Here is a 25,125-nt window from a genome sequence, read left to right on the forward strand (position 1 = left end):
TTTTTTTTTGTCTCCATCCCTGTCGGAGGTGGGGTGCCGAAAGGGTGGTGGACACTGTTGGGGGGCGCGGTTCGCGTCCATAACGTTGTCAACCGCCTGTTCGGCAGCGGGGGCGCGCCGCGCGACGAGCCGGTTGAGGCGCTCGGACATCAGCAGGCCGAGGGCCACGAGCACGGCGAGGAACAGGGGGAACACCCAGGCTCCCGCCCACGCCGAGAGCACGCCGAACGCGGGCGGCGCGAGCGTCGAGCCGGTGTAGGCCGCGGCCATCTGGATCCCGATGATCGCCTGGGAGCTGCGGGCGCCGAAGTTGGCCGGCGTGGAGTGGATGATCGCGGGGTAGATCGGTGCGCACCCGAGCCCCGCCACCACGAGCCCGGCCAGGGCGGGGACCGGCGTGCCGACGGGCAGGCCGATCAGCAGGACCCCGAGGCCGACCGCCGCGAAGCCGCCGCGGATCAGCTGCTTGTCGCCGACGCGGTCGGCGAAGAAGCCGGCGAGGAACCGCCCGGCGGTGATGCCGAGGAGGAAGAGGGAGGCGAACGCGGCCGCGGTGGCGTCCTCGACGCCGCGGTCGGTGACCAGGTACGTCGAGGCCCACAGGATCGCGGTGCTCTCGAGCGCGCAGTAGGCGAAGAACGCGGCCAGGACCAGGGCGACCCCGGGGATCCGTAGCGCCTGCGCGAGCGGGACGTGAGAGCTGCCGCTCCCCGACGGCCCGGCGTCGGCGGCGTGGTCGGCCTGGGGGGCGGGCCGGGCCTTCTTCCACAGCGGGATGCTGAGGATCAGCACGGCCGTCAGCACGGCCTGCGTGACACCCACGATGCGGTAGGCGCTGGACCAGCCCAGGCCCGAGGTGAGGGCGTAGCTCATGATGAACGGGCTGATCGAGGCGCCGAGGCCCCAGAAGCTGTGCAGCCAGTTCATGTGCCTCGCGGCGTAGTGCAGGGCCACGAAGTTGTTGAGCGCGGCGTCCACCGCGCCCGCTCCGAGCCCGTACGGGACGGCCCACAGGCACAGCAGCCAGAACGAGCCCGAGACGGAGAAGCCCACGAGCGCGGCGGCGGTCAGCCCGACGCTGACGGCGGTGACGACGCCGGCGCCGAACCGCCGCGTCGTCCGCTCGGACGCCAGGCTGGAGAGGATCGTCCCGCCGGCGATGATCATGGTGATGATGCCCGCGAACGCGACGGGGACGCCGAGGTCCTGGTGCATGACGGGCCAGCCGGCCCCGACGAGGGAGTCCGGGAGCCCGAGGCTGACGAAGGCGACGTAGATGATCGCCAGGAGGAGCGAGTACACGGCGGGGCGGTCGCCTTTCACGGGCTGTCGGCTGGGGACGGGCGACGACCATCGTCGCAGCCCGGCGGGCGGCGTGCCCCGCCGTCCGCCGCTCCCGCCGTCCCACCGGCGGGCGCCGAGCCGTTCGCGCGAAGGGGCGGCCGGGTAGAGTCTGCGCGCGCCCGGCCGTCGAGCCCGCACGTCGTGGCGCCCCCGCCCCACGTCGCGACGACGCGCGTCCCCACCCGATCGAACGGAGACCGCGTGCCCCGCGACCAGCGCGCCGACCAGCGCGCCGACCAGCGCGCCGACTACCCCGCCGACCACTCCGCCGCCCTGACGGAACGCTCGGCGCGCTCGGTCGCCGGGCCGCCGGAGGCGGGCTCCGAGGGCTCCTTCCGCGCGGCGTTCTCCTCGGCCCGCCGCCTGCGCACGGAGGTCCTGGCCGGCCTGGTGGTGGCCGTCGCGCTGATCCCCGAGGCGATCGCGTTCTCGATCATCGCCGGCGTCGACCCGCGGATCGGCCTGTTCGCCGCGTTCACGATGGCGGTGACGATCTCGTTCGTCGGCGGCCGCCCGGCGATGATCTCGGCCGCCACGGGAGCGGTCGCGCTGGTGGTCGCGCCCGTCGTGCGCGACCACGGCCTCGACCACCTCGTCGCGACCGTCATCCTGGGCGGGATCCTCCAGGTGGTGCTCGGCCTGCTGGGCGTCGCGAGGCTCATGCGGTTCATCCCGCGCTCCGTGATGGTCGGCTTCGTCAACGCGCTGGCGATCCTCATCCTCACCTCGCAGGTGCCGCACCTGGTGGGCGTCCCGTGGGCCGTCTACCCGCTCGTCGCGGCGGGCATCGCGCTCATCGTGCTGTTCCCGCGCCTCACCCGCGTCGTCCCCGCCCCGCTCGTGGCGATCGTGCTCCTCACGCTCGTCACCGTGGGCGCGTCCCTCGCCGTCCCCACCGTGGGCGACGAGGGCGCGCTGCCCGACTCGTTGCCCACCCTGTTCCTGCCCGACGTCCCGCCCACCCTCGACACGCTGCGGATCATCGCCCCCTACGCGCTCGCCATGGCGCTGGTCGGGCTCATCGAGTCGATGCTGACCGCCAAGCTCGTCGACGACATCACGGACTCCCGCTCGAACAAGACCCGCGAGTCGTGGGGGCAGGGCGTCGCGAACGTCGTCACCGGCCTCTTCGGCGGCATGGGCGGCTGCGCCATGATCGGCCAGACCATGATCAACGTGAAGGTCTCGGGCGCCCGCACCCGCCTGTCGACGTTCCTCGCCGGCGCCTTCCTCCTGGTCCTCGTGGTCGGGCTGGGGGACGTCGTCGCGATCATCCCGATGGCGGCGCTGGTCGCCGTGATGATCATGGTCTCGGTCGGCACGTTCGACTGGCACTCGGTCCGGCCCTCGACGCTGCGGCGCATGCCCCTCTCGGAGACGGCGGTCATGCTGGCCACCGTCGCCGTCACCGTCGCCACCCACAACCTGGCGTACGGCGTCGTCGTCGGGGTCGTCGTCGCGGCCGTCCTGTTCGTGCGCCGCGTCGCGCACCTGACCACGGTCACGCGCCTCGACGCCGACGAGGCCGCCGGAGACCCCGGCGAGCGCGTCTACGCCGTCGTCGGCGAGCTGTTCTTCGCCTCCTCGAACGACCTCGTCTACCAGTTCGACTACGTCCGCGACCCGGGACGCGTCGTGATCGACCTGACCGACGCGCACGTGTGGGACGCCTCCACCGTCGCCGCGCTGGACGCCGTCCAGCACAGGTACGCCGAGCACGGCACGACGGTGGAGTTCCGCGGCCTGAACGCCGACAGCGCGCGGCGGCTCGAGCGCCTCGCGGGCCGGCTCGGCGCCGGCCACTGACCTCGGCGGTGGCCCGGAGGACGACACCCGCACGGTAGGTTCGGGCCATGCCCCCCATGCCCTCGATGACCGCGATGCCCGCTGTCGGAGGACTCCCCACCTCGATCCCCAGCCCCGACCCCGCGTGGGCGGTGCTCGAGCTCGGGCCGTTCTCGGTCCACGTCTACGCGCTGTGCCTGCTCGCCGGCATCGCGCTGGCCACGTGGATCACGCACCGGCGCCTGGTCGCGCGCGGCGCGAGCCCGGAGGTGACCCTCGACATCGTGATGTGGGCGGTGCCGCTGGGCATCGTCGTCGCGCGGATCTACCACGTGCTCACCCACCTGGGCGACTACTCGGACGGTACCGGGCCGTGGGGCTACTGGGAGTGGGTGCGCATCTGGGACGGCGGGATCGCCATCTACGGCGCCCTCCTCGGCGGTGCGCTCGGCGTGTGGATCGGGTGCCGGCGGGCGGGCCTGCGCTTCTGGTCGTTCGCGGACGCGCTCGCGCCCGGCATGCTCGCGGCCCAGGCGGTCGGCCGGCTCGGCAACTACATGAACCAGGAGCTGTTCGGGGCACCCACGACGCTGCCCTGGGGCCTCGAGATCGACCACCCGGTGGCCGGGTTCCCGGACGACACCCTGTTCCACCCGCTGTTCCTCTACGAGATGCTCTGGAACCTGCTGGGCGTCGCCGTCCTGCTCCTCGTCGAGCGGGCGGTGCGGCGGCGCGCCGAGGTCCGGGCGGACGCCGTCGGCGAGCCCGGGTACGGGCTGCGCTGGGGCCGGCTGTTCGCCCTGTACCTGGTCTGGTACGGGCTCGGTCGCAGCTGGCTCGAGGCGCTCCGCATCGACCCCACGAGCAACGAGTGGCTCGGCATCCCGGCGAACATCTGGACGTCGTTCGTCGCCGTCGCGCTGGGCGTGGCGCTGTTCGTCGTCCGAGGCCGGCAGCACCCGGAGCCCGAGACGTCCGTCTACGTGCCGGGTCGCTCCCCCTCGTCGGACACGGCAGAGGCCCCTGACGACGCCGACACCTCCGCCGGCGCGGGTCCCTCGGACGACGCCGGCACCCGCTCGGGCGACGCCGGCTGACGCGGCTCGTCGGGGTCGCCGGTCATCCACGACCGCAGCACGATCGACCCGACGAGCGGCACGGCGGCGGCGAGCATGATCGAGACCATGCGGATGCCGTAGTCGTTGACGACGGCGCCGCCGACGCCCGCGATGATCAGGCTGACGAGCACGGGCCGCAGCAGCGGCCAACCGTCCTCGGTGCGCTGCAGCCACCGGGCCCGCAGGCGGGGCCCGCCCCACAGCACCGCGGCGAGGCCGACGAGGACGGCGAGCGCCAGCCACGCGGGCACGCCGCCGCCCAACGAGCGCAGGGCGTAGCCGGCCTTGCGGGCGATGGTCTCGAGGGCGGTGCCGTCGACCACGGACTGCACGAACGCGCCGAGGTGCGTGCGTTCGGCCGGGGGCCGCAGCCAGTCGACGACGCCGATCGCGGCGACGAGCGCCACGCCCGCGAGCCCGGCGAGGATCAGCCGCTTCCACGTGACGCGGGCCTCGACGACGCCGAGCACGAGGACGACGAACACGGGCACCAGCACGAGTCCGCCGCCGACGTCGGCGCCGAGGGTGGGCCAGACGCTCACGACCAGGGTCACGAGGCCGACCGCCGAGGCGACCACCCCGGCGGGGATCCTGCCCCAGCGGCGCCGCACGGCCGTGGCGAGCCCGGCGGCCGCGACCACGGCGGCCGTCGCGTAGATCGAGTACGTGGGGTTGCCGAAGCCGTAGTAGCGGCCGCCCAGGGTCGGGGCGGAGCCCAGCGGGCTGCCGCGGTGCAGGGGCGTGCCGAGCACCGCGTCGATCGTGAGGACGAGGAAGGTGAGCGTGGCGATCACCGTCGCGCCCGCCCACGCGGGCCGGCGGGGCGCGAGCGCGCCGACGAGCGCCACGACGACGGTGCTCAGGCCGAGCGTCACCCAGAGGGAGGTGGCGGGCTCGGCGAGGCGCCACCAGCCCCACGCGGTCATGAGGAACGCGGCGGCGGGCACCGCGGCGCACACCAGCAGGACGGCGTCGAGCACGCGCGCCGACCTCCCCGCGGCCCGCGGCCACGTGCGGCGCAGGCGCGGCAGCAGCAGGACGACCAGGGCGAACGCCGCGAGCCCCACGTAGGCCGGGGTGGTCGTGACCGTGCCGGTCGTGACCCGCAGCATGTGGTCGCGCTCGGTGAGGCCGGCGAGCTCGCGCACGGTGGCCCCGGTGCCACCGGGGCGCTCGGCGGCGAGCTCGATCGGCGAGCCGCTGAGGTCGGCGGGCACGGGCAGGCCGAACGCCGTGACGAGCGTGGTCGGCACGTCGAGCAGCCGCACGACGCCCAGCCAGTGCGTGGCGCCGGACGTGAGGTAGGCGGGCGCGTCGTCCGCGTCCGCGTCGGCCACGCCGATGCCGAGGGACGGGCGACCGGGGGCCGGGTTGCCGACGTCCATCACCAGCACGGTCGCGTCCGCGGGCACCGCCGCCAGCACCCGGCCGACGGTCGCGTCGACGGCGCGCAGGGCGGTGTCGCGGGCGGGGCCGTCAGCCGTGGCGTCGTCGGTCAGCGGGACGAGGCCCGTGTAGACGTCGGGGTCCGGGTGGTACGGCGCGCTGCCGGCGTCGACCAGGGTGACGGGGCAGGAGAAGGTCCCGGCCGGGTCGGCGAGCGCCGCGTCGAGGTCGCGGTAGCGGGCCACCGTCCCGTCGCGGCCGGCGAGGGCGAGGGCCGCGCCGGGGGCGACGGCGGTCGCGCAGACGCCGCCGTCGTCGAGGGCGTCGCCGAGCACGCCGAGGGTCGGGCGGAACTCGGACGACGACTGGAGCGCGGCGAGGTCGTCCCACCCGTCGACGGTCGCGGCGCCGTCGTCTCCCGTGCCGCCGCCCGCGTCACCGGGCGTGACGTCCCACGGCGCGCACGACCAGGCGCCATCCGTGGTCTGGCCGGTCACGGGGCTGCGCCCGGAGGACAGGCCGAGCCACCCGGCGGCGGGGCACGTCGCCGAGGCGCCGCCGACGGCGGGCGTCACGCCGGCACCGCTGGCGCCGTCGCGCAGCAGCTCCCACAACGTCGGCGTGGCGGACGGGCTGACGTCCTCCCAGCGCACGCCCTGCGTCCCGACGATGACCACGGGGTGCGCGTCGTCGACCACGGGGGTCCCCGTGCCGGAGACGTCGCCCGCCCGCGCGGACCCCGAGCCGGGCAGCGCCGTGGTGCCGACGAGCAGCGCGACGAGCAGCCCCGCCGACGCCCCGACGAGCACGGCCGGCACGCGGGAGAGCACCGGCCCGGCGGCGCGCGCGGCGTCGTCCCGGGGTGCCGCGGCTGCCCTGCTCGCGTCGTCGGCGTGGGCGAGCCGCCCGGCGAGCAGCACCGGCACCGCGAGGGCGAGCACGATGGCGGCCACCGCGACGCCGGAGTCGTTGAGCAGGGTGCCGACGGCGGCCGTCACGACCAGCGCGACGACGAGCCGCCACAGCACCGGGTCCTGCCGGTACGCGCGGGCGAGGCCGTCCAGGCGCGCGCGTCCCGGGGCGAGCACGGCCCACGCGGCGGCGACGCACACGAGCAGCGCGGCCGCGCCGGCGGGGTTGGCGACCGTGGCCCAGGCGCCGGCGGCCTTGCCGGCCACGACGCCGAGGGCCTTGCCCTCGACGACGGACTCGACGAAGCCGCCGAGGTGGCTGCCCGGTCCGGGCAGCAACCAGTCCACGACGGACACGACGGCGACCAGGAGCACGGTCCCCGCGGCGACGAGGAGCACGCGCCGCCACGTGATCCGCACCCCGGCGACGCCGAGCGCCAGCACGGCGAAGCCCGGGACGAGGGCCAGGATGCCGCCGAAGTCCGCGCCGAACGGCGGCAGGCCGTCGACCAGCACGGTCACCACGCCCACGGCGGCCACCGTCCACCCGGCCCGCGCGGGGCTGCCGCCGCGGGCGCGCACGGCCGCCGCGAGCCCCGCGGCGAGGACCAGGCCGACCACCGCGTAGACCGCGAAGACGGTGTTGGAGAAGCCGTAGAACCGCGCCCCGAGCGACGGCGCGGGGCCCAGCAGCGAGCCCTGCTGCAGCGTCGTGCCGGTGAGCCCGTCCACCGTGACGACCAGCCAGGTCACGCCGGCGAGGCTGGTCGCGAGGCGCCACGGCGACGGCGGCAGCAGGCGGCGCGCGAACCACGCGACCAGCGCGGCGACCAGGGCCGCGACGGTGAGCGCCAGCACCAGCGTCGTCACCGGTGACGGCGCCGCCCACCAGCGTGACAGGGTCGCCAGCGACGCCGCGACGGGCAGGCTTGACGCCACGACGAGCACGGCGAGGCCCACGCGTCGGCCGTACCGCGGCCGGGTCGGCCGGGCGGCGTCGGGCCCGTCGAGGCGGGCGCCGCGGCGGCCGGCGAGCAGCAGGGCGCCCACCACCACGACGTCGGCCAGGCCGACGAGCCCCAGCACCAGCGGGGACAGGCGCGGCACGGTGTCCGTGAGCACGCTGAGGTACTGCCGGTTCTCCACCGTGCGGGAGACGGAGATGCGGCGGTCGTCGCCCCGCTCCAGCGGGGACCCGGTGAACGGCGCGAGGGCCGGGGTGAGCGTGTCGTCGGCCTCGTCGGTCCCCTCGCCGGTCGAGGTCTCGTCGTCCGTCGCGGCGTCGTCCTCGGGCGCGGTCCCGGACAGGGCGCCCCCGGTCACGGTGTCGGCGAGGGTCGCGGACAGGTCCGCCAGCACCACCACCCCGGCCCAGCGGGACGACGTCGAGGTGAGCCACGTCGCGCTGCCGCCGGGCGACGTCCAGTCCACGACCACCTGGAGGTCGGCGGGGCCGAGCGGCGTGTCGGAGATCCCCGCCACCACGAGGCGCCCCCCGGCGGGCAGCAGGCCGGCGAGCCGGCCCACCTGGGCGTCGAGCTCCTCGACGGCGGCCGTGCGCTCGTTCGCGGCGTCGGGCAGCACGCCCAGGTCGACGACGGTGGCCGGGCACTCGGCCACCTGCGCGGCCGTGAGCCGCCCCGCGTCGGGGAGGTAGCGCGCCACGTCGCCGGAGGCGTCGGCGAGCGCGACGGCGGCGCCCGGGCCGACGGCGGTCGCGCAGGCCCGCGCGACGTCGGTGACCTCGCCGAGCGCGCCCGGTTCGGCGGCGTTCGGCGTCAGGGGGTCGCTCGCGGCGAGCTCCGTCCACCCCGGCACGTGCGTGCGCTCCGTGCCGTCCTCGGTGCCGCCCGCCGTCGTGCGGGGCACGGGCACGGTGGTGCAGCCGAGCGCGGGGGCGCCGTCGTCGGGGGCCCGCCCCGACTCCTCCTCGTCGGCGTCCCCACCCTCGACGAGGGTGGGCTGCGCGACGGCCTTGCTGCCCGCGGACAGGGTCAGCCACCCCTCGACCGGGCAGGTGGGGGTGAGGGTGCGCACCGCGATCGACGCGACCGAGCCGCCCCCGATGAGGCGCCACAGGTGCGGGGTGCGCACCGCGTCGACGTCCGACCACTGCAGGCCCGACACGCCGGCGAGCACCAGGGGGGTCTCCGGCGGCTCGGCGTCCGCCGGCGCCGGGGCCGCGGACGCCGCCGGCGCTCCGAGCAGGAGGGCGGCGAGCAGGGCGAACGTCGACGCGACGAGCGCGCGGGCGGGGCGGATCACGCGGGCCAGCCTATGCACCGCCCGGTCGCGGGGGCCGCGTGGTCGCCGCGGGACGCCGGACGTTCACGCGATCATCCCGTCCGGACCACGAGCGCGCCGGGCTCCACCCAGGTCTCCAGCTCGACCGCGTTGCCCAGGGGGTCGCCGTCCACCTGCGCCTGCTCGCCGTCGTCCACCCGGATCACCGCGCGGCGGGCACGGGTGTGGTCGATCCGGCCGATCTTGCCGGGCAGGTCGTTGCGCACGCCGAGGCCCTGCGCCACGACCTCGCCGAACAGCTGCGCCCACCCGGCCAGGCCGCCGCGGGTGTCGATGGCGGCGACGTCCAGCTCGCCGTCGTCGATGACGGCGTCGGGCAGCAGCGTGATGCCGCCCGGCAGCCGGCCGCAGTTGCCGACCATGATGCTGCGCAGCCGCGCCTCGACGGGCTCGCCGTCGTCGAGCCGGATGGTCGCGCGCATCCGCCGGCCGTGCAGGTGCCGCGCCCCGGCGAGGAAGTAGGCCACCCAGCCGACCTTGGCCTTGAGCTGGTCGTCGGCGTCGGCCACCATCGCGGCGTCGAAGCCCAGACCCGCGATGACGAGGAAGAGGTGCGCCTGGTGGGGGTCGCCGTCGACGAGGGGCTCGGCGTCGGGGGCGAACTCGCTGACCCGGGCGCGGCCGACGTCGATGGCGCGGTCGGTGCCGCCCAGGACGATGGCGACCGCGTCGGTCACCGACGTGAGCGGCAGGTCGAGGTTGCGGGCGAGCAGGTTCCCGGTGCCGACCGGGATGAGGCCCATCGGTCGGCCGGTGCCGGCCAGGACCTCCGCCACGGCCCGCACGGTGCCGTCCCCGCCCGCGGCGACCACGACGTCCGCCCCGTCGGACAGCGCCCGCCGGGCCTGGCCGGTGCCGGGGTCGTCCACCGTGGTCTCGTAGAACAGGGGGTCGGGCAGGGCGGCGTCGCCGCACACCCGCTCCACGACGGCGCGCACGTCCGCCGCGCCCTCCTTGGAGGGGTTGATGACGACGGCGAGCCGCATCCCGCGGGCCTCGCCCTCCTGCGCGCGCCCGGCGTCCCGCGCCGCGAGGACGTGCTCTCGGGTGCGGGCCCTGCGCCACAGCACCAACGTCGCGGCGAGCGCGCTCAGCACGAGGGCCAGCGCGACGACCAGCGCGACGATCTCCGCGTACTCGTCCGGCATGACGGCAACCTACGACGGATCGGGCTGTCGGACCCGGCGAAGTCGCCCATCTCACGCCGAGGTGGCACCGAACCCGCCGAGGTAGCACCGGACCCGCCGAGGTAGCGCCGGACCCGCCGAGGTAGTCCGGCACCGCGGACCACCGCGGATATCCGTGGGGCCGTGCGCGGCCCGGCCGTTAGGCTTGCGGGCGTGATCGACCTCCGACTGCTGCGCGACAACCCCGACGTCGTCCGTGCGAGCCAGCTGGCCCGCGGCGACGACCCCGCCCTCGTGGACGCGGCGCTCGACGCCGACGCGCGCCGTCGCTCCTCCCTCACGGAGTTCGAGTCGCTGCGCGCCGAGCAGAAGGCGCTCGGCAAGAAGGTCGCCCAGGCGCAGGGCGAGGAGAAGGCCGAGCTGCTGACCCGCACCAAGCACCTCGCGGAGCAGGTCAAGGCGCGCCAGGCGGAGGCGTCGGGCGCCGAGAAGCAGCTCGACGAGCTCCTCTACGGCATCGCGAACGTCGTCGAGGGCGCCCCGCCCGGGGGCGAGGACGACTACGTCGTCGTCAAGGAGGTCGGCACGCCGCGCGACTTCGTGGCCGAGGGCTTCGCCCCGCGCGACCACCTGGAGCTGGGCGAGGGCCTCGCGGCGATCGACACCGCGCGCGGCGCCAAGGTGTCGGGCTCGCGGTTCTACTTCCTCACCGGCATCGGGGCGCGCCTCGAGCTGGCCCTGCTCAACGCGGCGGTCGACCAGGCGGTGGGTGCGGGCTTCACGCCGATGATCACCCCGACGCTGGTCAAGCCGGACACCATGCGCGGCACCGGCTTCCTCGGCAGCCACGCGGACGAGGTGTACCACCTGGAGAAGGACGACCTGTACCTGGTCGGCACCAGCGAGGTGGCGCTCGCGGGCTACCACGCGGACGAGATCATCGACCTCTCGGCGGGCCCGAAGCGGTACGCGGGCTGGAGCGCCTGCTACCGCCGGGAGGCCGGCGCCGCGGGCCGCGACACCCGCGGGATCATCCGAGTGCACCAGTTCCACAAGGTCGAGATGTTCAGCTACTGCGACCCGGAGGACGCGGCTGCCGAGCACCAGCGCCTGCTGGCCTGGGAGGAGGCGATGCTCGCCAAGGTCGAGCTGCCCTACCGCGTCATCGACACCGCCGCGGGGGACCTCGGCACCTCCGCCGCGCGCAAGTTCGACTGCGAGGCGTGGCTGCCCACCCAGGAGCGTTTCCTCGAGCTCACGTCGACGTCGAACTGCACCACGTTCCAGGCCCGCCGCCTGGGCGTGCGCGAGCGGACCGTCGACGGCACCACGCGACCGGTCGCCACGCTGAACGGCACGCTGGGCACCACCCGCTGGATCGTCGCCATCCTCGAGAACCACCAGCAGGCCGACGGCTCGGTCCGCGTGCCCGAGGGCCTGCGGCCCTACCTGGGCGGGCTCGAGGTGCTCGAGCCGGTCGCGTGAGCGGGCAGCCGGCTCGGCAGGCCACCCGGCGGCTCGTCGCCCTCGACATCGACGGCACCCTGCTCGGGTACGACGGCGGCCTGTCGCCCGCGGTGCGCGACGCCGTTGCGGCGGTCCAGGCGGCGGGGCACCACGTGGTGCTGTCGTCGGGCCGGTCGCTCATCGCGATGACGCCGGTGGCGGAGCTGCTCGGCATCACGACCGGTTGGATGGTGTGCTCCAACGGCGCGGTGACGGTGCGCCTGGACCCCGGGCACCCGGACGGCTGGGAGCTCGACGAGGTGCGGACGTTCGACCCGGGCCCGGCGCTGCGCCTGCTGCGGGAGGAGCTTCCCGACGCTCGCTACGCCGTCGAGGACATCGGCGTCGGTTTCCGCATGAACGCCCTGTTCCCCGAGGGCGAGCTGGACGGTGTCCACCAGGTCGTCGACTTCGAGCAGCTGTGGGCGCGCGAGGTGACGCGCGTCGTCATCCGCAGCCCCGAGCGGACGCCCGAGGAGTTCAGCGCGATGGCCGCCCGGATCGGGCTGGGCGACGTCACCTACGCCGTCGGCTGGACGGCCTGGATGGACGTGGCCCCGAAGGGCGTCACGAAGGCGTCCGGCCTGGAGCGGCTGCGCGAGCGGCTCGGCGTCGACCCCGCGGACACCGTGGCCGTCGGCGACGGGCGCAACGACGTCGACATGCTGCGCTGGGCCGGTCGCGGCGTCGCCATGGGGCACGCCGACGCCGTCGTGCGTGCGGCCGCGGACGAGGTCACCGGGACGGTCGCCGAGGACGGCGTCGTGCCGGTGCTCCTCTCTCTGCCCCGGGGGGTCAGCCCCGCGCGGTGAGGATGACCGGGCCGTCGTTCGTGACGGCGATGGTGTGCTCGCTGTGGGCGCCGCGGGAGCCGTCGGCGGAGCGGAGGGTCCACCCGTCGGGGTCGGTGAAGATCTCGTCGGTGGTCTCGAGGAACCACGGCTCGATGGCGATGACGAGGCCCGGCTTGAGCGGGAAGCCGCGGCCGGCGCGGCCGTCGTTCGGGATGTGCGGGTCGCCGTGCATGGTGCGCCCGACGCCGTGGCCGCCGAAGTCGGTGTTGATCTCGTAGCCCGCGCCCCGCGCCACCTTGGCGATCGCGGCGGAGATGTCGCCGACCTTGTTGCCGACGGTGGCGGCGGCGATCCCGGCCTCGAGCGCCGCCTCGCTGGTCTCGATGAGCTTGGCGTCCGCGGCCGCGCGCTGCGGCGAGGCAGAGGTGCCGACCACGAACGAGACGGCCGAGTCGGCCACCCAGCCGTCGACCGACGCGGCGAAGTCGAGCGTCAGCAGGTCCCCGTCGCGCAGGGCGTAGTCGTGGGGCAGCCCGTGCAGGACGGCGTCGTTCACGGACGTGCAGATCACCTTGCCGAAGGGCATCGCGCCGAAGGACGGGTGATAGTCGATGTAGCAGGACTCGGCGCCGCGGTCGCGGATCATCCGGTGCGCGACGGCGTCGAGCTCGAGGAGGTTCACCCCGACGTCGGCGGCGTCGCGGACAGCCGTGAGCACCTCGGCCACGAAGCTCCCCGCGGGGCGCATCTGGTCGATCTCTCGCGGGCTCCTCAGCTCGATCATGGCAGTCCTCTCGGAAGGTACGTGACGGGGGTCCGGGTCCCAGGGTGTCACGAATCGTCACCGAGTCGTGACCGTGAAACGACTTGCAGGAACTTGCACCTGCAGGTGGGGGTGCGGTGAACTCTGGAGGGAGGCAGTATCCCGGTCAGGGGGACCAGGGGATCACGGGCCGCCGATCGGCGGGAACACCTCCGTGGACCACGACGCAGTGGAGGAGCTCGGCAATGACCAGACGAACGACGACGGCGCGGCGACGCGTACTGGCGCTGGCGGCAGGCGGTGCGGGCCTCGCGCTCGTGCTGGCGGCGTGCAGCGACCCCGACGGCGAGGGTGGTGTCGGCGAGGAGGAGACCAGCGCCTCCAGCGCGGAGATCGACTGCTCCGCCTACGACGAGTTCGGCGACCTGGACGGCAAGACGGTGAGCGTCTACACGTCGATCGTGGACCCGGAGGGCGCCACCCAGCAGGACTCGTACAAGGCGTTCACCGAGTGCACGGGCGTCAAGATCGACTACGAGGCGTCGCGCGAGTTCGAGGCGCAGCTGCTGGTCCGCATCAAGGCGGGCAACGCGCCCGACATCGCGTACCTGCCGCAGCCGGGCCTGCTCAACACGATCGTCAAGGACTACCCGGACGCCATCCAGCCGGCCCCGGACGCCACCGCCAAGAACGTGGACGAGTTCTGGAACGAGACCTGGAAGGGCTACGGCACGGTCGACGGCACCTTCTACTCCGCGCCGCTGGGCGCCAACGCGAAGTCGTTCGTCTGGTACTCGCCGTCGATGTTCTCCGACGCCGGCTACGAGGTGCCGCAGACGTGGACCGAGCTGATGGACCTCACCCAGAAGATCCACGACGACACCGGCGGCCAGGTCTGGTGCGCGGGCGTCGAGTCCGGTGACGCGACCGGCTGGCCGGGCACCGACTTCATCGAGGACATGATGCTCCGCACCGCGGGCGTCGAGGACTACGAGAAGTGGTACACCCACGAGATCCCGTTCAACGACCCCAAGGTCGTCAAGGCGTGGGACACGGCGGGTGAGATCCTCAAGAACCCGGACTACGTCAACGCGGGCCTCGGCGGGGTCGACTCCATCGCGACGCAGTCGTGGACCGACGCGGGCAACGGCATCCTCGACCAGCAGTGCTGGATGCACCGGGCGGCGAACTTCTACCAGACGCAGTGGCCGGAGGGCACCGAGGTGTCCGAGGACGGCGACGTCTTCGCCTTCTACCTGCCCACCGACCAGACCGACGTCAAGCCGATGCTCGGCGGCGGCGAGTTCGTGGCGGCGTTCAACGACCGGCCCGAGGTGCAGGCCTTCCAGACCTACCTCTCCAGCGCGGACTGGGCCAACCAGAAGGCCCTGTCCACCCCGGACGGCGGCTGGGTCAGCGCCAACAACGGGCTCGACCCGAACAACCTCTCCACGGAGTTCGACCAGTACGTCGCCGGGGTGCTGGCCGACCCGAACACGGTCGTCGCGTTCGACGCGTCCGACCTCATGCCGGGCGAGGTGGGTGCCGGCACGTTCTGGACCGGCATCGTGAACTGGCTGACCGGGTCGAGTACCCAGGAGGTCACCGACAAGATCGAGGCGTCCTGGCCGAAGTGAGCCGGCTCGCCGCGTGATCCCGCTCGACCGCGCGGTCCGGGGGGGTCGTCGGACGTCCCCAGGACGCGCGCCGCTCGCGTCTCCGTCCCGACTCCTCGAGGAGGTCATCGATGACCTGGTTGCTCGAGCCTGACACCACGGGGCAGAAGTTCTTGCTCATGGTGGTCGCCGTGGTGCTCTTCGCCGCGGTGATGGGCCTCATCCTGTTCCTGGTGGACCGGCCGAAGCGCATCCCGTCGTGGGTGGTGGCGGCCGGCTTCGTCGGCGTGCCGCTGCTCTTCCTCGCGTACGGGCTGCTCCGCCCCGGCCTGATCACCCTCTGGCAGTCCTTCTTCAACCGCAACGGCACCGAGTTCATCGGGCTCGACAACTACGTCACGGCGTTCACGCAGAGCCAGTTCCAGCAGGTGCTGCTGGTCACCGCCGCCTGGGTGATCCTCGCGCCCCTGCTGAGCGCGGTCATCGGCCTCGGGTACGCGGTGCTGGTCGACCGCACCCGGTTCGAGAAGCTCGCCAAGGCGCTCGTGTTCGTGCCGATGGCGATCTCGATGGTCGGCGCCTCGATCATCTGGAAGTTCGTCTACGAGTTCCGTCCCGACCAGGCGAACATCAACCAGATCGGGCTGCTCAACCAGCTGCTGGTGTGGGTCGGCCTGCCGCCCCAGCAGTTCCTCATCGGCCAGCCGTGGAACACCTGGTTCCTCATCGTGGTGATGATCTGGATCCAGACCGGGTTCGCGATGACGGTGCTGTCCGCGGCGATCAAGGCCATCCCGGACGACATCGTCGAGGCCGCCCGCCTCGACGGGCTGCACGGCTTCGGGATGTTCCGCTACATCACGGTGCCGAGCATCCGGCCCGCCCTCGTGGTGGTGCTCACCACGATCGCCATGGGCACGCTGAAGGCCTTCGACATCGTCCGCACGATGACGGGCGGCCAGTTCGGCACCCAGGTGGTGGCCAACGAGTTCTACACGCAGGCGTTCCGGCAGGGGAACCAGGGACTGGCGGCGGCGCTCGCCGTGGTCCTGTTCATCCTGGTGATCCCGATCATCGCGTACAACGTGCGGCAGATGCGCAAGTCGGAGGAGATCCGATGACCTCGACCCCCACCCCCGGCCAGGCCGTCGCCGGCTCCGCTCTCGACGACGACGTCCCTCAGGCGGGCGTCCGCAAGCTCTCGCGCCTGGAGCGCCGGGCGATCGCCACCAAGGGCAAGCTCAGCTCCCCGTGGGCGTCCGGGATCGCGATCATCATCGCCATCCTGTGGACGATCCCGTCGCTCGGGCTGCTCATCACGTCGTTCCGCCCGCAGGAGGACATCCGCCGCACGGGCTGGTGGACGGTGTTCGGCGACCTGTTCACCGGGGACGCCCAGTTCACGATGGACAACTACAACGAGGCGCTGTACGGGAACAGCAACGACCTGTCCACGTTCTTCGTGAACTCGTTCGTCATCACGATCCCCGCGGTGCTCATCCCGATCACGCTCTCGCTGCTCGCGGCGTACGCGTTCGCGTGGATCAAGTTCCCGGGCCGGAACTTCCTGTTCGTGGCCGTCTTCTCGCTGCAGGTCGTCCCCTTGCAGATCGCCCTGGTGCCGCTGCTGGCGGACTACGTCGACTGGAACGTCAACGGCAGCTTCTGGACGGTGTGGCTCTCGCACTCGATCTTCGCGCTGCCGCTGGCGATCTTCCTGCTGCACAACTTTATGAAGGACATCCCGGCGTCCCTCGTCGAGGCGGCCCGCGTCGACGGGGCGGGGCACGTCAAGATCTTCTTCCGCGTGCTGTTCCCGCTGCTGGTCCCGGCGATCGCGTCGTTCGGCATCTTCCAGTTCCTGTGGGTGTGGAACGACCTGCTCGTCGGCCTGACGTTCGCCGCCCCCGAGTATCAGCCGCTGACGGTGAAGATCGCGGAGCTGGCCGGCACGCGAGGAGGGGACTGGTACCTGCTCACCGCCGGAGCGTTCATCGCGATGGTCGTGCCGCTGATCGTGTTCATCGCGCTCCAGCGGTTCTTCGTCCGCGGGATGCTCGCGGGCGCGGTCAAGGGCTGACGGCCCGCGAGGGACGCACCGCACGCACGGACGACGACGGCGGCCCGGGCACCCGCCAGGACCGCCGTCGTCGTGCGTCGTCCGCCCGCCGCGGTCAGACCGCGGGCGGGGGGACCGGCGCGCCGTACGGCGCGGCCGGGGTGGCCTGCAGCCCCCTCGGGTCCGCGCCGAAGCGGTTCGGCCCCACGGTGCCGGCCGTCACGTAGAAGACCAGCATGATGATCGGGCCGGCCAGCGGGATGAAGGTCATGAACCAGAAGAAGCCCGACTTGTCCTGGTCGTGGAGGCGGCGCACCATCACGGCGAGCGTCGGCAGGACGAAGGCCAGCCCGGTGAGGCTCATCAGGCCCGAGACGACGTAGAAGGCCGCGCCGTAGGTGCGGGTCGCCGGGTCGAGCGTGGCGTTGCCGGCGATGCCGAGCAGGACGCCCTCCACCAGGAACACGAGCACCACGAACAGGTACCAGAACCAGAACTCGGAGCGACGCGCGCGGCCGGAGAACGTGGCGTACTGCGAGAAGGCGGACTTGATGGCGTCCGGGAAGGACATGACGGCCTCACAGGGTCGATGGGGAGGGCGGCGGGCCGATGGCTCCGCGAGCGCGCGTTGTCGCGCGCCGGCCTGACAGCCCCGCGAGCGTAGGGCGCGTGCGCACGTGACGTCCAGGGGTCGTCCACGTCCCGTCCACATCGTGGGTGGGGAGTCCTCCCCGTCGCGGGTTCGGGCCGGATGTGCTGCGCCCGTATGCTCCGGGAGTGTCGACCGCCGCCCCCTCCCCGCGCGGAGCGCTGGACCGCGTGCCGGCCCCCGCGCTGTTCCTGGTCTCGGGGCTCACCCTGTACGCGGGCGCGGCCGTCGCGGTCGGCCTCTTCGACCGCCTGGGGGCGCCGACCGTCGGCTGGTGGCGCATCGCCCTCGCCGCCGTCGTCCTCCTCGCGTGGCGGCGCCCGTGGCGACGACGCTGGACCCGCCGGGACCTCGTCGCGGCCGCGCTGTTCGGCGTCGTCCTCGCGGCGATGAACGTCGTGTTCTACGTGGCCGTCGACCACCTGCCCCTCGGGGTCGCCGTCGCGATCGAGTTCCTCGGCCCGGTGGCGGTCGCCGCCGTCACGGGGCGCGGCTGGCAGGAGCGGGCGGCCATCGTGGTGGCGGCGGCCGGCGTGGTGCTGCTCGCGGGCGTCACCCTGGGCTCCGGGATCCCGCGCGAGGACGCCGTGATCGGGCTGACCGCCGTCCTCGTGGCCGCCGCGTGCTGGGCCGGCTACATCGTCCTGGGCAAGCGCGTCGCCCACGCCGGGTCCGGTGTCGACGGGCTCGCGGTCGGCATGGCGGCGGGCGCCGTCGCCTTCGCGCCGTTCTTCGCGTGGTCGACGCCCGAGGTCGTGACCGACCCGCCCCTGCTGCTGTTCCTGCTGGTCGTGGCGATCTGCTCGTCCGTCGTCCCGTACGTGCTGGACCAGGTGGTGCTGCGCCGGGTCGGCATGGCCACGTTCTCGGTGCTGCTCGCCCTCCTGCCCGCGACCGCCGTCCTCGTCGGCGCGGTCGTGCTGCGACAGGTGCCCACCTGGCCGGAGCTGGCCGGCCTCGCGCTCGTCTCCGGCGCGATCGCCATGACGGCGCGGTCCTGACGGCGTTCCCTCGGCGGCCCTACAGGTACTGACCGGGGGAGGGGCGCCGGTCGTCCTGCCCCGGCTGGCCCGGCTGCCCCGGGCCCGCCGGCCCACCGGGGCCGAACGGTGCAGGGTGCGCCCCGGGCGGCAGCGCGCGCCGCATCTGCGAGAGCTGCGCCTGCGCGGCCATCTGCTGGGCGACCAGCGCCGTCTGGATGCCGTGGAACAGGCCCTCGAGCCAGCCGACCAGCTGGGCCTGCGCCACGCGCAGCTCGGCGTCCGACGGCACGCCCTCGTCCGAGAACGGCAGCGTGATGCGGTGCAGCTCCTCGACGAGGTCGGGCGAGAGGCCCTCCTCCAGCTCGGTGAGGGAGCGCTCGTGGATCTCGGCGAGCCGGGTGCGGGCGGCGTCGTCGAGCGGGGCGTCGCGCACCTCGTCGAGCAGCCGCTTGATCATGCCGCCGATGCGCATCACCTTGGCGGGTTCCTCGATGCGGGACGTCTCCTCCGCCGGCGCGACCTCCTCGGCGGGGGCGGCGACCCCTTCGGGCCCGGTGGCCTCCCCGTCCGGGGTGACCACGCGCGGAGCCGTGTCGTCGGTGTCGCGAGTGCCGTCGTCGCTCTCGGTCATGCTCCCCAGTGTGGCCCACGGGACGGACAGGGGCCGGTCGGGCCGGCCGGACGGCGGTCGAGGGCGTCAGGGCACCAGCAGCACCTTGCCGAACACGGCGCCGGACTCGAGCAGCTCGTGCGCGGCCGGTGCCTCGGCGAAGGGCACGCGGGCGTGCACCACGGGCCGGACCCGGCCGTCGGCGACCAGGGGCCACACCCGCTCGCACACGGTCGCGACCAGCGCCGCCTTCTCCTCGGCGCTGCGCGGGCGCAGCAGGGTCCCGGTGACCCACGCGTGCTTGGCCATGAGGGCGTTGAGGTCGAGCTCGCCCCGGCGTCCCTGCTGGAGCCCGATGACGACGAGCCGGCCGCCGGGGGCGAGCGCGCGCACGTTGTCGGCGAGCCCGCCGCCCCCGAGCACGTCCAGCACGACGTCGGCCCCGCGCCCGTCGGTCGCGTCGCGCACCGCGGCCACGACGTCCTGCGTGCGATGGTCGACGGCGACGTCCGCGCCGAGCTCGACGCAGCGGGCCGCGCGGTCCGGGCCGCCCGCGGTGGCGACCACGCGCGCCCCGAGCGCTGCGGCGAGCTGGATCGCGACGCTGCCGACCCCGCCCGAGCCGCCCTGCACCAGGAGCGTCTCGCCGGCGTGCAGCCGGCCGGTGTCGACGAGGTTGGTCCAGGCGGTGCAGACGGCCTCCGGCAGCGCGGCGCCGTCGACGAGGTCGACGCCGTCGGGCAGCGGCAGCAGCTGGCTGGCGCGCGCCACGACCTGCTCGGCGTAGCCCCCGCCCTCGAGCAGCGCGACCACGCGGTCACCGGGCGCCCAGGTGGTCACCCCCGGCCCGAGCGCGCGGACCGTACCCGAGATCTCCAGGCCCGGCCACTCGGGAGCGCCGGCCGGCGGAGGGTAGTTTCCGGCACGTTGCAGCAGGTCAGCGCGGTTGACCCCCGCAGCGGCCACATCGATCAGAACCTCGCCGTGGCCCGGTTTGCCCAGGTTGACGAGGGATAGGGTGAGTTTCCCTGGACCGCCAGGTGCCGATATCGTGACCGCTCGCACACCGATGGAGCCTACTCGCGTGCCTGGAAGCCCAGCCGGGCGCGGGGGGTGGTGCCGGACGTGATGGCACCCACCCGAGGATCGGACGGCGACGGCCGGCCGCCTCGACGAACAGTGTTGGAGAGAGGTTCAGATGCTCCGCAGGTTGGGCGTTCGCGGGAAGATTCTTGCGACACTCGCCGTGCCGATCTTCGTCCTGGCGTTGACGGCGGGCTGGATCACCTGGCAGTCGCTGCAGGAGAACCGCAGCGCCGAGCAGACCGCGGCCCTCATGGAGTCGCTGCAGCTGCAGGACGACGCCGGCTCCGCCGTGGCCGCGGAGCGCGCCACGAACATCGCTGCCGACAAGGGGATCCCGGGCGCCAAGAAGGCGCTCGTCGAGGCGCAGGAGGCGACCGACCGCGCGCTCGACGAGCGCGACGAGGCGCTCGAGGTGCTCGACATCAGCGCGCTGCCCACCAACGTGCAGGACGCGGTGAACCGGACGCTCCGCGACCGCACGGTCCTCGACGACCTGCAGCGCAACGTCATCTCCGGCCAGCTCTCGGAGTCGCGCGCGACCGAGCGGTACACCGCGCTGAGCGAGAACGCGCTCGACGTCCCGCGCGCCGTGGCGCAGAGCAGCGACGACGCCGGCCTCACGCGCCGCATCAACGCCTACGTCTCCCTCGACGAGGCGATGCTCGCCAACACCATGGAGCGACCGGTCGCCGGCGCGGCCCTGAACTTCCTCGCGCAGGGCGATGCTCCGCCGTCGGACCTCAACGGCCGCATGGTGAGCCTGCTGCAGACCACCGACGCCCTGATCGCGACCGCGCAGGAGCAGCTCGACCTGATCCCGGGCGGGCTCGAGGTGCCCGGCTACGAGGCGGACCTCGACCGGGCCCGCCTCCAGCTGCGGTACCTGAACTTCTCCGGCATCGACCCCGAGGTCGCGAGCCAGTGGAACGAGCTCTCGCAGGGCTGGGTCGAATCGACGCAGCCGGTGCGCGACGAGACCCGCGACGGTGTGGTCGAGTACTCGAAGGACCTCGCGGGCAGCGCCCAGACGGCCGCGCTGCTGACCGGAGCCGCGGCGTTCGGTGTCGTGCTCGTGTCGTTCCTGCTGGCGCTGCTCATCGCGCGCCGCATCGTGCAGCCGCTGGCCCGCCTGACCTCCGCGACGGCGGAGGTGCGCGACCGTCTTCCCCGCATGGTGGAGCAGATGGCCGTGCCCGGGCAGGCGCCGTCGATCGACCTCGTGCAGGTGCCGGTCGAGTCGAGCGACGAGATCGGGCGTCTCGCGGCCGCGTTCAACGAGGTGAACGAGACCACGATGGTCGTCGCGCGCGAGCAGGCGGCGCTCCGCGGCTCCATCGCGGAGATGTTCGTCAACGTGGCCCGCCGCGACCAGGTGCTGCTCAACCGCCAGCTCTCCTTCCTCGACGAGCTCGAGCGGTCCGAGGAGGACCCGAGCACGCTGTCGAACCTCTTCCGCCTGGACCACCTGGCCACGCGAATGCGCCGTAACGCCGAGTCGCTCCTGGTGCTCGCGGGCATCGACTCGGGCCGTCGCGTGCGCAACCCGATGCCGATCTCCGACGTCGTGCGTACCGCGTCGTCCGAGATCGAGCTCTACGACCGCGTCCGCCTCGACCTGGGCGTGGACCCGCACATGCTCGGCCACAACGCGCTGAGCTCCGCGCACCTGCTGGCGGAGCTGCTGGAGAACGCGACGATGTTCTCCGAGCCGCACACGCCCGTCGAGGTGTCGACGTCGCGCGACGAGCGCGGGGTCGTCGTCATGGTCCGCGACCACGGGCTCGGCATGAGCCCCGAGGAGCTCGCGGACGCGAACACCAAGGTCTCCAGCCGCTCCGCGTCGGACGCCGTCGGCGCCCAGCGCCTCGGCCTCTTCGTGGTCGGCCGCCTGGCCGACCGCCTCAACGCGCAGGTCCGGTTCCAGACCGGGGCGTCGGGGTCGGGCACGGAGGTCACCGTCGTCTTCCCGACGGAGCTGTTCCTGCCCGACGACGCGCTGCCGCTCCCGCAGCCGACCGACCCGCTGGAGGCGGCCACGCAGAACGCCGCGGCCGACCTCGGCGGCCAGATCGCGGAGGCGTTCGAGGAGCACACCTCCGGGCCGGTCGCCGCGGTGCCCTTCGAGGCTGCGGAGCCCGCCCCGTCGTTCGGGGTCCCGGACGCGGTGGAGCCCCCCACGATGCCGACCCCGGCGGTCGCCCCGGTCGCCCCCGTGGCGCAGGCGGCCCTCCCGGTCGAGCCCGAGCCGCCGGCCGCGGTGCCCGTCGACCTGGACGCGCTCACCGACGGCACGACGTCGATCGGCATGCCCCGCCGGCGGCGCTCCGGCGTCGGTTCCGGTGACGCCGTGACGCGGCCGGACACGGGCCCGATCGTGCTGCCGCCGCTCGCGACGCCGGACCTGCCGGACCTCGTGGACGAGACGACCACCGACTCCTGGCGGCCGCCGGCGGAGGTCGAGGCCTCGGCGGGTTCGCTGCCGAGCCGGCACCGCGCGCAGCCCGAGCCCGTCGCCGAGCCGGAGCCCGTGTCGGCACCGGTCCTCGGCGTCGACCAGCGGGCGGGCCTGTTCTCGAGCTTCCGCTCGATGGGGTCTCTCGACGTCTCCGAGACCGAGAGCACGCTCCAGCTCGACGCGGTGACGGAGGACCCTGCGGCCCTCCCGGACGAGCTCGCCCCCCTGACGCCGGCCGCGCCGGCGCCCTTGCCGCCGGCCCTCGTCGAGCCCGTCGCGCCGGTCTCCGTGCAGGACGTCCCGTTCGCGGCCGCGCCCGCGCCGGTGCCCGTCGACCCGCCCGTCGACGCGCCCGTCGAGTCGGCTGCGGCCCAGCCGTTCGCGCCCGTGCAGCCGGAGCCGTACCGACCGGCCACCGAGGCGGCGCCCGCCGTGGCGCTGCCGACGCGGGACGTCGCGCCCGCCGCCCCGGTCGAGCCCGCGCCTCCGGTCGTGGAGCCGGTCCGGCACGAGCCCGCGCCCGTCCCCTACGCGGAGCCCGTGGCGTCGTCGTTCGACCCGGTCGTGCGCGAGGTCACGGAGCCTGCGGCGGGGCCGGTCTCGGCTCCCGTCCCCGGGCCGTCGTTCGACCCGGTGACGCCCCCGTCCTCGGGCCCGTTCGCGCCGACGGACTCGCTCGCGCCGACGGAGGCGCAGGGGCGGGACGCGTTCCAGGAGCTGCCGCCGTTCGAGGACCTCATCGCCGACCTGCCGGGACGTCGTGCCGGCCGCGAGGCGCCGACGCAGGGCGGTCGCAAGCGCGGCCTGTTCGGACGCAAGCCCTCGGCAGAGGAGCCCGCGGCCCCGGCGGCCCCGACCGCGTCGCCGTTCCCGCCGGCCCCCCAGGCCGCGCCGGAGCCGACCCGGCCCGAGGCACCGGCCTTCGGGGCGGCCCACGCGTACGAGACGCCGCAGGACGACGCACCGCGGCACGCGCCGGTCGACGACCCGGCGCCCTCGGCGGCGACGTCGTACGGGGGCTCGGTGCTGCCGCTTCGCCCGACGGAGCCGGCGGGGTACGACCCGCTGGACCCGCACTTCGTCCCCGACACCGTCGAGGCGCGGTCGGAGTGGATGGCCTCGGCCGTCCTGTACGAGGAGATGTCCACGATGCTGCAGCGCGGCGTCTTCCAGGAAGGGAACGTGACTTCGACGAACGAGCAGACGTACCGCCCGACGACGGTCGCGAACGAGGCCGGCGGCCTCGCTCGACGCCAGCGGGCGGGGGAGTCGACCGCGTCGACCGAGCGGTTCACGGCCCGCATCGAGCGGGACCCGGAGCAGCTGAGGTCGCGACTGTCGGCGTTCCAGTCCGCCACGAGCCGCGGCCGGAACGACGCCGGGGCCGTCAGGGCCTCGACGCAGGCCGCCCCTACCGTGAATGATGTCCCTGGATCCGCGCCGCACCAGCGGTGACCTGCGCCTTCGGCGTATCGACGAGGAGGAAGCGTGACCCTCAGTACTGAAGCGACCAACTTCGGGTGGCTTCTCGACAACTTCGTGCGCACCGTCCCGGGCAGCCGCCACACCCTGGTGGTCTCGGCGGACGGTCTGCTCATGGCGATGTCCGACCAGCTCGACCGCACCAGCGGTGACCAGCTCGCGGCGATCGTCTCCGGCATGTCGAGCCTGACGCGCGGGGCGGCGCGTCAGCTCGACGGCGGCAACGTGCGGCAGGCCGTCATCGAGATGGACAACGGGTTCCTCTTCCTGATGAACGTCTCGAACGGGTCGGTCCTCGCCGTGGTGGCCGAGTCGTCCTGCGACATCGGGCTCATCGGCTACGAGATGGCGCTGCTCGTCTCCCGTACCGAGGCCACGCTCACCCCGCAGCTGATCTCGGAGATGCGCGGGAACCTTCCGGTGGACGGCTCGACGCGCTCCGCGCGGGTGGGATGAGGTCGCGACCATGACGCACGCATCGTTCGGTTCTCTGGGTGCGCACTCGGCAGACGGCTACGAGGCCTCGACGGTGCGTCCTTATGCGGTGACCGGTGGCCGCGTCCGATCCGCCCTGTCCGACCTGCCGCTCGAGGCGCTGGTCGAGGTGATGCCCGGTGCCGTCACGAGCGTCGGGCTCACCCCGGAGAAGCGGGCGATCCTGCAGCACGCCGCGCACACCTACGTCTCGATCGCGGAGCTCTCCGCGCTGCTGCGACTGCCCCTCGGCGTCGTCCGCATCCTGGTCGCGGACATGCAGGAGGAGGGGCACATCACCGTGCACACCTCGACCCCGGTGAACGTCCACACGGGTCACGGCAGTTCCCACTCGGGCCTGTCTCTGAGCGTCTTGGAGAGTGTTCTCAATGGCATTTCCGCCCTCTGACAGCCCGGCGCCCGGAGCCTCCGGGGGCATGTCCCCGGCGTGGGCTCCGGTGTCCCCGGCCTTCGGTGCCGTGAGCGCGCCGGTGGCCGGTGGAGCGCCGGCGGCGGTCGGCGCCCCGCAGCGGCAGAGCGTGCTGGGCAGCGCCCCGGCCGCGGCCCAGGACGCGCGCCCCGCGGCGGCGCCCCAGGGCCCGATCACGTCGGTGCCGTCCGCCTCGGCGGCTCCGTCCGGCGCGGCGGCGCGGCCCGTGGCGCAGCAGGTGCC

At 74.0% G+C, this 25,125-nt stretch carries 18 protein-coding genes and 1 pseudogene; 12 read left to right on the plus strand and 7 right to left on the minus strand.

Annotated features, from left to right (window positions below):
• Window positions 1–1,323 (minus strand): MFS transporter (locus ACFVS0_RS15505; protein WP_430588447.1); only part of this gene is annotated, 1,323 nt, incomplete at its 3' end.
• A 294-nt stretch (window positions 1,324–1,617) separates the two neighbouring features.
• On the opposite strand from ACFVS0_RS15505, the gene ACFVS0_RS15510 reads away from it, so the two are divergent.
• Complete coding sequence (locus ACFVS0_RS15510; protein ID WP_430588457.1) at window positions 1,618–3,150, plus strand: SulP family inorganic anion transporter; 1,533 nt, start codon at window positions 1,618–1,620, stop codon at window positions 3,148–3,150.
• Between the two features lie 56 nt (window positions 3,151–3,206).
• Entirely contained in the window at window positions 3,207–4,226 is a 1,020-nt protein-coding gene (gene lgt / locus ACFVS0_RS15515) for a prolipoprotein diacylglyceryl transferase (RefSeq protein WP_430588458.1), read from the plus strand.
• Here the strand turns inward: lgt and ACFVS0_RS15520 are convergent.
• Together ACFVS0_RS15520 and ACFVS0_RS15525 are read right to left on the minus strand one after the other, a co-directional pair.
• Window positions 4,109–8,809 carry a hypothetical protein gene (locus ACFVS0_RS15520; RefSeq protein ID WP_430588448.1) on the minus strand — a complete coding sequence of 1,567 codons (4,701 nt, stop codon included), beginning with the start codon at window positions 8,807–8,809 and terminating at the stop codon, window positions 4,109–4,111. The genes lgt and ACFVS0_RS15520 overlap by 118 nt on opposite strands.
• Window positions 8,810–8,880: 71 nt before the next feature.
• On the minus strand, window positions 8,881–9,996 hold the full coding sequence (locus ACFVS0_RS15525) for a diacylglycerol/lipid kinase family protein (RefSeq protein WP_430552318.1): 1,116 nt from the start codon (window positions 9,994–9,996) through the stop codon (window positions 8,881–8,883).
• Between the two features lie 192 nt (window positions 9,997–10,188).
• On the opposite strand from ACFVS0_RS15525, the gene serS reads away from it, so the two are divergent.
• Complete coding sequence (gene serS, locus ACFVS0_RS15530; protein ID WP_430588449.1) at window positions 10,189–11,460, plus strand: serine--tRNA ligase; 1,272 nt, start codon at window positions 10,189–10,191, stop codon at window positions 11,458–11,460.
• Complete coding sequence (locus ACFVS0_RS15535; protein WP_430588450.1) at window positions 11,457–12,293, plus strand: HAD family hydrolase; 837 nt, start codon at window positions 11,457–11,459, stop codon at window positions 12,291–12,293. The genes serS and ACFVS0_RS15535 overlap by 4 nt, the downstream gene beginning before the upstream one ends.
• On the opposite strand, the gene map is transcribed toward ACFVS0_RS15535, so the two are convergent.
• Entirely contained in the window at window positions 12,277–13,059 is a 783-nt protein-coding gene (gene map, locus ACFVS0_RS15540; RefSeq protein ID WP_430588451.1) for a type I methionyl aminopeptidase, read from the minus strand. The two genes, ACFVS0_RS15535 and map, sit on opposite strands and share 17 nt — an antisense overlap.
• Window positions 13,060–13,283: 224 nt before the next feature.
• On the opposite strand from map, the gene ACFVS0_RS15545 reads away from it, so the two are divergent.
• The 3 genes from ACFVS0_RS15545 to ACFVS0_RS15555 all read left to right on the plus strand — a co-directional run bounded on the left by ACFVS0_RS15545 (window position 13,284) and on the right by ACFVS0_RS15555 (window position 16,734).
• Window positions 13,284–14,675, plus strand: a complete 1,392-nt coding sequence (locus ACFVS0_RS15545) for an ABC transporter substrate-binding protein (protein ID WP_430552314.1) — start codon at window positions 13,284–13,286, stop codon at window positions 14,673–14,675.
• Window positions 14,676–14,785: 110 nt separating this feature from the next.
• Entirely contained in the window at window positions 14,786–15,775 is a 990-nt protein-coding gene (locus ACFVS0_RS15550) for a carbohydrate ABC transporter permease (RefSeq protein WP_430552313.1), read from the plus strand.
• A complete protein-coding gene (locus ACFVS0_RS15555) occupies window positions 15,772–16,734 on the plus strand; it encodes a carbohydrate ABC transporter permease (protein WP_430552312.1) in 963 nt (320 codons plus the stop codon). Before ACFVS0_RS15550 ends, ACFVS0_RS15555 begins: the two co-directional genes overlap by 4 nt.
• 94 nt (window positions 16,735–16,828) lie before the next feature.
• Here the strand turns inward: ACFVS0_RS15555 and ACFVS0_RS15560 are convergent, their stop codons facing one another.
• Entirely contained in the window at window positions 16,829–17,284 is a 456-nt protein-coding gene (locus ACFVS0_RS15560) for a DUF805 domain-containing protein (protein ID WP_430588452.1), read from the minus strand.
• A gap of 248 nt (window positions 17,285–17,532) precedes the next feature.
• Here ACFVS0_RS15560 and ACFVS0_RS15565 point away from each other — a divergent pair, with 248 nt between their 5' ends.
• Window positions 17,533–18,363: a DMT family transporter gene (locus ACFVS0_RS15565; protein ID WP_430563277.1), complete on the plus strand. Its 831-nt coding sequence runs from the start codon at window positions 17,533–17,535 to the stop codon at window positions 18,361–18,363.
• 19 nt (window positions 18,364–18,382) lie between these two features.
• Here the strand turns inward: ACFVS0_RS15565 and ACFVS0_RS15570 are convergent, their stop codons facing one another.
• Both ACFVS0_RS15570 and ACFVS0_RS15575 read right to left on the minus strand, forming a co-directional pair.
• Window positions 18,383–18,976 (minus strand): bacterial proteasome activator family protein, encoded by a 594-nt coding sequence (locus ACFVS0_RS15570; protein WP_430588453.1) that lies wholly within the window; start codon window positions 18,974–18,976, stop codon window positions 18,383–18,385.
• Window positions 18,977–19,042: 66 nt separating this feature from the next.
• Window positions 19,043–20,020 carry an NAD(P)H-quinone oxidoreductase gene (locus ACFVS0_RS15575; RefSeq protein ID WP_430563273.1) on the minus strand — a complete coding sequence of 326 codons (978 nt, stop codon included), beginning with the start codon at window positions 20,018–20,020 and terminating at the stop codon, window positions 19,043–19,045.
• A 181-nt stretch (window positions 20,021–20,201) separates the two neighbouring features.
• On the opposite strand from ACFVS0_RS15575, the gene ACFVS0_RS15580 reads away from it, so the two are divergent.
• The 4 genes and pseudogenes from ACFVS0_RS15580 to ACFVS0_RS15595 all read left to right on the plus strand — a co-directional run.
• Window positions 20,202–23,951 (plus strand): ATP-binding protein, encoded by a 3,750-nt coding sequence (locus ACFVS0_RS15580; RefSeq protein ID WP_430588454.1) that lies wholly within the window; start codon window positions 20,202–20,204, stop codon window positions 23,949–23,951.
• Between the two features lie 33 nt (window positions 23,952–23,984).
• A complete protein-coding gene (locus tag ACFVS0_RS15585; protein ID WP_079573344.1) occupies window positions 23,985–24,434 on the plus strand; it encodes a roadblock/LC7 domain-containing protein in 450 nt (149 codons plus the stop codon).
• 10 nt (window positions 24,435–24,444) lie between these two features.
• Window positions 24,445–24,861 (plus strand): DUF742 domain-containing protein, encoded by a 417-nt coding sequence (locus tag ACFVS0_RS15590; RefSeq protein WP_429730019.1) that lies wholly within the window; start codon window positions 24,445–24,447, stop codon window positions 24,859–24,861.
• Window positions 24,862–24,931: 70 nt separating this feature from the next.
• Window positions 24,932–25,125, plus strand: a pseudogene (locus ACFVS0_RS15595) (2-oxoglutarate dehydrogenase, E2 component, dihydrolipoamide succinyltransferase); the annotation flags it as partial.

It is taken from the genome of Isoptericola sp. NPDC058082 (genome assembly GCF_042885055.1).
In the GTDB taxonomy this organism is placed as follows: domain Bacteria; phylum Actinomycetota; class Actinomycetes; order Actinomycetales; family Cellulomonadaceae; genus Isoptericola.